The 6,195-nt window shown below is 58.9% G+C and carries 7 protein-coding genes and 1 pseudogene; 4 read left to right on the top strand and 4 right to left on the bottom strand.

Going from position 1 to position 6,195, the window contains the following annotated elements; translation table 11 throughout:
- Nucleotides 1-348 (bottom strand): annotated as a pseudogene (locus tag DBR24_RS31735) (hypothetical protein); the annotation flags it as partial.
- A 205-nt stretch (nt 349-553) separates the two neighbouring features.
- Between DBR24_RS31735 and DBR24_RS08405 the strand changes: the two are divergent.
- Both DBR24_RS08405 and mqo read left to right on the top strand, forming a co-directional pair.
- Complete coding sequence (locus tag DBR24_RS08405; protein WP_123463079.1) at nt 554-787, top strand: hypothetical protein; 234 nt, start codon at nt 554-556, stop codon at nt 785-787.
- Between the two features lie 706 nt (nt 788-1,493).
- Complete coding sequence (gene mqo, locus DBR24_RS08400; RefSeq protein WP_123463077.1) at nt 1,494-3,002, top strand: malate dehydrogenase (quinone); 1,509 nt, start codon at nt 1,494-1,496, stop codon at nt 3,000-3,002.
- A gap of 125 nt (nt 3,003-3,127) precedes the next feature.
- On the opposite strand, the gene DBR24_RS08395 is transcribed toward mqo, so the two are convergent.
- From DBR24_RS08395 to DBR24_RS08385, 3 genes are all read right to left on the bottom strand, one after another.
- Entirely contained in the window at nt 3,128-3,415 is a 288-nt protein-coding gene (locus tag DBR24_RS08395) for a PA4642 family protein (RefSeq protein ID WP_123463076.1), read from the bottom strand.
- Nucleotides 3,416-3,478: 63 nt separating this feature from the next.
- Nucleotides 3,479-3,958: a hypothetical protein gene (locus tag DBR24_RS08390; RefSeq protein ID WP_128614482.1), complete on the bottom strand. Its 480-nt coding sequence runs from the start codon at nt 3,956-3,958 to the stop codon at nt 3,479-3,481.
- A gap of 179 nt (nt 3,959-4,137) precedes the next feature.
- Nucleotides 4,138-4,695 (bottom strand): hypoxanthine-guanine phosphoribosyltransferase, encoded by a 558-nt coding sequence (locus DBR24_RS08385; RefSeq protein ID WP_123463072.1) that lies wholly within the window; start codon nt 4,693-4,695, stop codon nt 4,138-4,140.
- Nucleotides 4,696-4,870: 175 nt separating this feature from the next.
- Here DBR24_RS08385 and upp point away from each other — a divergent pair, with 175 nt between their 5' ends.
- Together upp and DBR24_RS08375 are read left to right on the top strand one after the other, a co-directional pair.
- Nucleotides 4,871-5,509: a uracil phosphoribosyltransferase gene (upp, locus tag DBR24_RS08380; RefSeq protein WP_123463070.1), complete on the top strand. Its 639-nt coding sequence runs from the start codon at nt 4,871-4,873 to the stop codon at nt 5,507-5,509.
- 2 nt (nt 5,510-5,511) lie between these two features.
- Nucleotides 5,512-6,195 (top strand): uracil-xanthine permease family protein (locus DBR24_RS08375; RefSeq protein WP_305888837.1); only part of this gene is annotated, 684 nt, incomplete at its 3' end.

Below are 6,195 nucleotides of genomic sequence, written 5' to 3'. Positions count from 1 at the left end.
CTTCAGTTCGGCCAGGGTCACGGTCAGTTGTGGAGCGTTAGGCGCGTTGTTGGTCGGGGTGAAGCCGAGCAAACGTACGGCCGCTTCCGCCTGAGCCTGCAGCTTCGGCAGGATCTGCTCGCGCTGCACGGTGATGGCGCTGGTTTCCGGGTACAGGCCGCCACGGGTGCCCAGGGTTGGCGACGGACGACCGTCAACCACGCGCACGATGACTGGCTGGCCACGACCGACCGGTGCCAGTTGCGTGGTCAGCTTCGGCTCCGGACTCAGTTGTTGCGGGCTGTGGGCGCAGCCGGCCAGTGTCAAACCGGCCACAGTGATCAAACCGAACAACAGGCGTTGCAACATGCTCTTATCTCCAGAATCAGGCACAAACAGGCCGGCAGTATAGCGGTGGGCCACTGCGGGTCACCAGCGTCACACCATGAATACTGAAATGTCTGACAAACCCTGTCGAACGCGGTTCCTGTCACACATTCTTCACTGCCTATACACCATGACGTCATGGTCCACCGGCAACCTTGCAGTCAGTCCTCCAACAAGGTACTCGGCCATGCGTTATCTGATCTCGTTGTTCGCTCCACGCCCACTGCACCGCAGCTTTGCCCTGCTCGATCGCAATGGCCATTGCCAGGCGTTCAAGCAATGCAGCCTGCAGCCAATGGGCGACGGCTGGGTCGAAATCGAAGAAATCCGCCTCAACTGGTTGCACCAGCCACTGCCGGCCAGCGCCCGCGTCATACCGTCGCAGCCCCGCGCACGCGCTCAGGCGATGTTGAGCATCTGACCGGATGCCTAATAAAAGTCATTAAACACGAGCAACACCGCGCATTTCTTCGATACAATCTCCCCCCGATTATAAGGACGTCTCCTGATCGGGCCCCGCGACAGCGTCAATGCGCATGCATCGACATCAAAACCGCCCACAGAGAGCCGCCCACACAGATCGAGTGAAGTTGGCGCGCTTGCCTGTTCTTCCGGCAAAACCCCTGCTTTTCGCGAATCTGCAGAGCTGTCATACGCTCGGCCACCGCGTTGTTTTGCCTTTGCGGGCAGGGTGCCAGGCTGGGACAGCCCTTTTTGAGGTTCACGTCTTCAAAAGAGCGTGAAAAAAACGGGTTTTCACAACTTCACAAGAGTGTGGCGAGCAAATGAATAGTTTTGCGTCTGAACATGCACCATTAGCGTCTGAAACAGCCCAACGACACAGGACCGGATATACCTCGAATACCGGAGCCTGAAGCCTGTCCGCTACGGATTTGGTTGCACAAAAACGGATGTCTCGACCATAAGTCGAATTGCCAGCCACGTGCTGAAATGAGTTCATGTGACTCTTGAAGCCAGGCCGCCTGCATCCGTCGAAGTTGCGAAAAATTGCGAAGATTCGGACATGGCGAACCTGACCACGGATAGCCGGGACACAATTGACCTGTCCCTGAATGCCTGGCAGCCATGCCGACAATTTGGTGCTGCAGATTTTGGAGACGCGTTAAATGGCGCATAACGAAGCAGTCGACGTAGTTCTGGTGGGGGCCGGCATCATGAGCGCCACCCTGGCAGTGCTGCTCAAAGAGCTCGACCCCGCGATCAAGCTGGAAGTCGTCGAGCTGATGGATTCCGGTGCCGCGGAGAGTTCCAACCCATGGAACAACGCCGGTACCGGCCACGCCGGCCTGTGCGAGCTGAACTACACACCGCAGGCTGCCGACGGCACCGTCGACATCAAGAAAGCCGTGCACATCAACACCCAGTTCGAAGTGTCCAAGCAGTTCTGGTCGTACCTGACCAAAAAAGGCACCTTCGGCTCGTGCAAGTCGTTCATCAGCCCGGTGCCACACCTGAGTTTCGTCCAGGGCGACAAAGGCGTTTCCTTCCTCAAGGAGCGTTTCGAGGTTCTGCACAAGCACCACGCCTTCGCCGACATGGAGTACACCGAAGACAAGGCCAAAATGGCCGAGTGGATGCCGCTGATGATGCCGGGCCGCTCGCCGGACGAAGTCCTCGCCGCGACCCGCGTGATGAACGGCACCGACGTCAACTTCGGCGCCCTGACCAATCAGTTGCTCAAGCACCTGACCAGCGCACCCGACACGCAAGTCAAATACTGCAAGCGCGTCACCGGTCTCAAGCGTAACGGCAACGGCTGGACCGTCAGCATCAAGGACGTCAATAGCGGCAGCAGCCGTGAAGTCGACGCCAGGTTCGTCTTCCTCGGCGCCGGTGGCGCGGCGCTGCCGTTGCTGCAGGCCTCGGGCATCGAAGAGAGCAAAGGCTTCGGCGGCTTCCCGATCAGCGGCCAGTGGCTGCGTTGCGACAACCCGGAAGTGGTCAAGCAGCACCAGGCCAAGGTTTACAGCCAGGCGGCCGTGGGTTCGCCACCAATGTCCGTGCCGCACCTGGACACCCGCGTGGTCGACGGCAAGAAGTCCCTGCTGTTCGGGCCATACGCCGGCTTCACCACCAAGTTCCTCAAGCACGGCTCCTTCATGGACCTGCCGCTGTCGGTTCGCGCCGGCAACATCGGGCCGATGCTGGCGGTGGCAAAAAACAACATGGACCTGACCAAGTACCTGGTCAGCGAAGTGATGCAGTCGATGGAGCAGCGTCTGGATTCCCTGCGCCGTTTCTACCCGCAGGCGAAAGCCGAAGACTGGCGCCTGGAAGTGGCCGGCCAACGGGTGCAGATCATCAAGAAAGACCCGAAAAAGGGCGGCATCCTGCAATTCGGTACCGAACTGGTCGCGGCCAAGGACGGTTCCCTCGCCGCGCTGCTCGGTGCTTCGCCAGGAGCCTCGGTGACCGTTTCGATCATGCTGGAACTGATCGAGAAATGCTTCCCGGCCAAGGCCAAGGGTGAATGGGCTGCCAAACTGGCAGAGATCTTCCCGGCCCGCGAGAAGGTTCTGGAAACCGATGCTGCGCTGTATCGCAAGATCAACACGCAGAACAACATTGCCCTGGAACTGGTTGAAGAAAGCAGCGAGACCCCAAGCTTCGCTTGATCGCGCCGCATAAAAAACGCCCCGTACTCAGTGAGTGCGGGGCGTTTTTTTATGCCTGAAATTTGAAACCCGGACCTTTGTGGCGAGGGGATTTAGCGAACCGTCGCCACAGGTATCGGGAAATCTCAGGTGCGTGACTTGTTGATCAGTTCGATATAGTCCTGAGCATTACGCTGATCGGCAATCAGGTCAACAAAGGTCTTGCCCTGCTCATCCTTGCCATCCACGTCATAGCCAGCTTCAACGAAGAACGTCAGAAAGCGCTCGAAATCGTCGATGCGCAAACCACGGTAAGCCTTGACCAGTTTGTGCAGCGACGGCGAAGTGGCGTCGACCGGTTCAAAATCGAGGAACAGCTTGATCTGCTCATCGCCGATCTCGTCACCAATCACCTGTTTCTTATCTTTACGCATTGCCGACTCCAGCTCGCAGACATTACACGGGGCGGGCAGTTTACCCCTGCCCTGCCACCGGGCTCAACGCGCGCGCACGCTGCCAGTGTGCAAATCGGCCCAGATATGGCCGTTGGCGTAGCTGAGGAATTGCACATACACAGTATCGTTGCGCAACAGATCAATCACCACGCGGTACTGCGCCAGTGGGTAAAACAGCGTCAGGGTTTTGCTTTTATCGTCATACACCGGTTTTTTCAGGCTTTTGCTTTCACCGTCGAAACTGACGAGCACTTGATTGACAGTCGCGCCTTTGTTCAGCGATTTGCCTTTAAGGCGGATCATCAGCGACGAGGTCACCGGTATGGGTTGCTGATTGGACTGACGTTGCGCGCCCACGACCACGGAATAATCGGTGACTTGCAACAGTTGTTGCTGCTCGGGCTCGGCATCGCGCAGGGTCAAGTCGTCCGGCGGCAGGAACTGACTGTGCATCGGCGCGGCGGACAGCGGCAGGCTGAGGGTCAATAACAGGGCGGCAAGGCTGCGGATCAAGAGGCGCATGACAGGCTCCGGGGGCGGGGCCGAGCACTCTAGCATGGGTGTCGCGGATGGATCAGCACACACAAAAACACTGTGGGAGCGAGCTTGCTCGCGAAGGCGGACTGACATTCAAAACAGATGTCGACTGATACACCGCTTTCGCGAGCAAGCTCGCTCCCACATTTAGATCGAGGCGCGGATTACATGCCTTTAACGGCGAAGATCCCGTTGGCGTTGCGCCAGTAGCCTTTGTAGTCCATGCCGTAACCGAAGATGTAACGGTCAACGCATGGCAGGCCGACGAAATCGGCTTTCAGGTCAGGACGCGCCTTGCGGTCGTGATCCTTGTCGATCAGCACGGCGGTGTGCACTTTGCGCGCGCCGGCGTGTTTGCAGAAGTCGATGATCGCGCCCAGGGTGTGACCTTCATCGAGGATGTCGTCGATGATCAGCACGTCGCGGTCGATGAACGAGACTTCCGGCTTGGCTTTCCAGAACAGGTCGCCACCGCTGGTTTCATTGCGATAGCGGGTCGCGTGCAGGTAGGACGCTTCCAGCGGGAACTGCAGATGAGTCAGCAGTTTGCCGGAGAAGATCAGGCCACCGTTCATCACGCAGAACACCACAGGGTTGCTCTCGGCCAGTTGTTCGTTGATGTGTGCACCGACGCGGGCAATGGCAGCCTCGACTTCAGCTTCGGTGTACAGGCAGTCAGCCTCTCGCATGACTTGACGGATATGCTCGAGATCAGCGGACATGGCGCTCTCCGGGGGGTGGTTGGCGGGGGGTATAGCCGCGAAAAGCGGGCAAAGGTACGCATCTCGCACGGCCGAATCAAGCCTTTATGGACTAACGTACTGTATGTCCTATAGGACATCACCCTCGGATAGATTAATCTAGGCCGGTTTTTTTGCCCGCCGCCGGAGTTTTTCCATGCCCATCCTCGAGATCCGCCATCCGCTGATCCGTCATAAACTCGGCCTGATGCGCCGTGCCGATATCAGCACCAAGAATTTCCGCGAGCTCGCTCAGGAAGTCGGCGCACTGTTGACCTATGAAGCTACAAAAGATTTGCCGCTCGAATCCTACGATATCCCGGGTTGGTGCGGCACCGTGTCGGTCGAGAAAATCGCCGGCAAGAAGATCACCGTCGTGCCGATCCTGCGCGCCGGCATAGGCATGCTCGAAGGCGTGCTGAGCCTGATCCCGGGCGCCAAGGTTTCCGCTGTGGGCGTGGCCCGCAACGAAGAAACCCTGCAAGCGCACACCTATCTGGAAAAACTGGTTCCGGAAATCGACGAACGCCTGGCGATGATCATCGACCCGATGCTCGCCACCGGCAGCTCGATGGTCGCGACCATCGACCTGCTGAAGAAAGCCGGTTGCAAGGACATCCGCGCAATGGTGCTGGTCGCCGCGCCGGAAGGCATTGCTGCCGTCGAACAGGCTCACCCGGACGTGACCATCTACACCGCGTCCATTGATGAGCGCTTGAACGAGCACGGTTACATCATTCCTGGACTTGGCGACGCCGGTGACAAGATCTTCGGCACCAAGCAGAAGGACGCGTAACCATGCAGCAAGAGTTCAACGATCCGCTCTGGCGCACGGTGCTCTCCGGCGCCCAGATGCTGTTCGTGGCTTTCGGCGCCCTGGTGCTGATGCCGCTGATCACCGGCCTTGACCCGAACGTGGCACTGTTCACCGCGGGTCTGGGGACGATTCTGTTCCAGATCGTCACCGGGCGTCAGGTGCCAGTGTTTCTGGCGTCGAGCTTCGCGTTCATCACCCCGATCATTCTCGCCAAGGGCCAGTTCGGCCTCGCCGCGACCATGGGCGGCGTGATGGCGGCCGGTTTCGTCTACACCTTCCTCGGCCTTGCCGTGAAGATCAAAGGCACCGGTTTCATCGACCGTCTGCTGCCGCCAGTGGTGATTGGTCCGGTGATCATTTCCATCGGCCTGGCCATGGCGCCGATTGCCGCGAACATGGCGATGGGCAAGGCTGGCGATGGTGCTGAACTGATCCACTACCAGACCGCGATGATGATCTCGATGCCAGCGCTGCTGACCACGTTGATCGTGGCGGTGTTCGGTAAAGGCATCTTCCGCCTGGTGCCGATCATTTCCGGTGTACTGGTCGGTTTTGCCATGGCGTTCTATTTCGGCGTAGTCGACACCGCGAAGATTGCTGCCGCGCCATGGTTTGCGATCCCGCACTTCACCGCGCCGGAGTTCAACTGGCAGGCGATTCTGTTC

Origin of the sequence: Pseudomonas sp. HMWF006 (genome assembly GCF_003061205.1) — a bacterium.
Classification (GTDB): Bacteria; Pseudomonadota; Gammaproteobacteria; order Pseudomonadales; family Pseudomonadaceae; genus Aquipseudomonas; species Aquipseudomonas monsensis.
The sequence above is the reverse complement of the archived record's forward strand: the minus strand, read 5'-3'. Positions and strand labels throughout refer to the sequence as shown.

Coding starts and splice junctions, on each gene's coding strand:
- DBR24_RS08390 (WP_128614482.1), bottom strand. CDS start 3,958: ATGCGCCTCTTGATCCGCAGCCTTGCCGCCCTGTTATTGACCCTCAGC.
- DBR24_RS08405 (WP_123463079.1), top strand. CDS start 554: ATGCGTTATCTGATCTCGTTGTTCGCTCCACGCCCACTGCACCGCAGC.
- DBR24_RS08395 (WP_123463076.1), bottom strand. CDS start 3,415: ATGCGTAAAGATAAGAAACAGGTGATTGGTGACGAGATCGGCGATGAG.
- DBR24_RS08385 (WP_123463072.1), bottom strand. CDS start 4,695: ATGTCCGCTGATCTCGAGCATATCCGTCAAGTCATGCGAGAGGCTGAC.
- upp (WP_123463070.1), top strand. CDS start 4,871: ATGCCCATCCTCGAGATCCGCCATCCGCTGATCCGTCATAAACTCGGC.
- mqo (WP_123463077.1), top strand. CDS start 1,494: ATGGCGCATAACGAAGCAGTCGACGTAGTTCTGGTGGGGGCCGGCATC.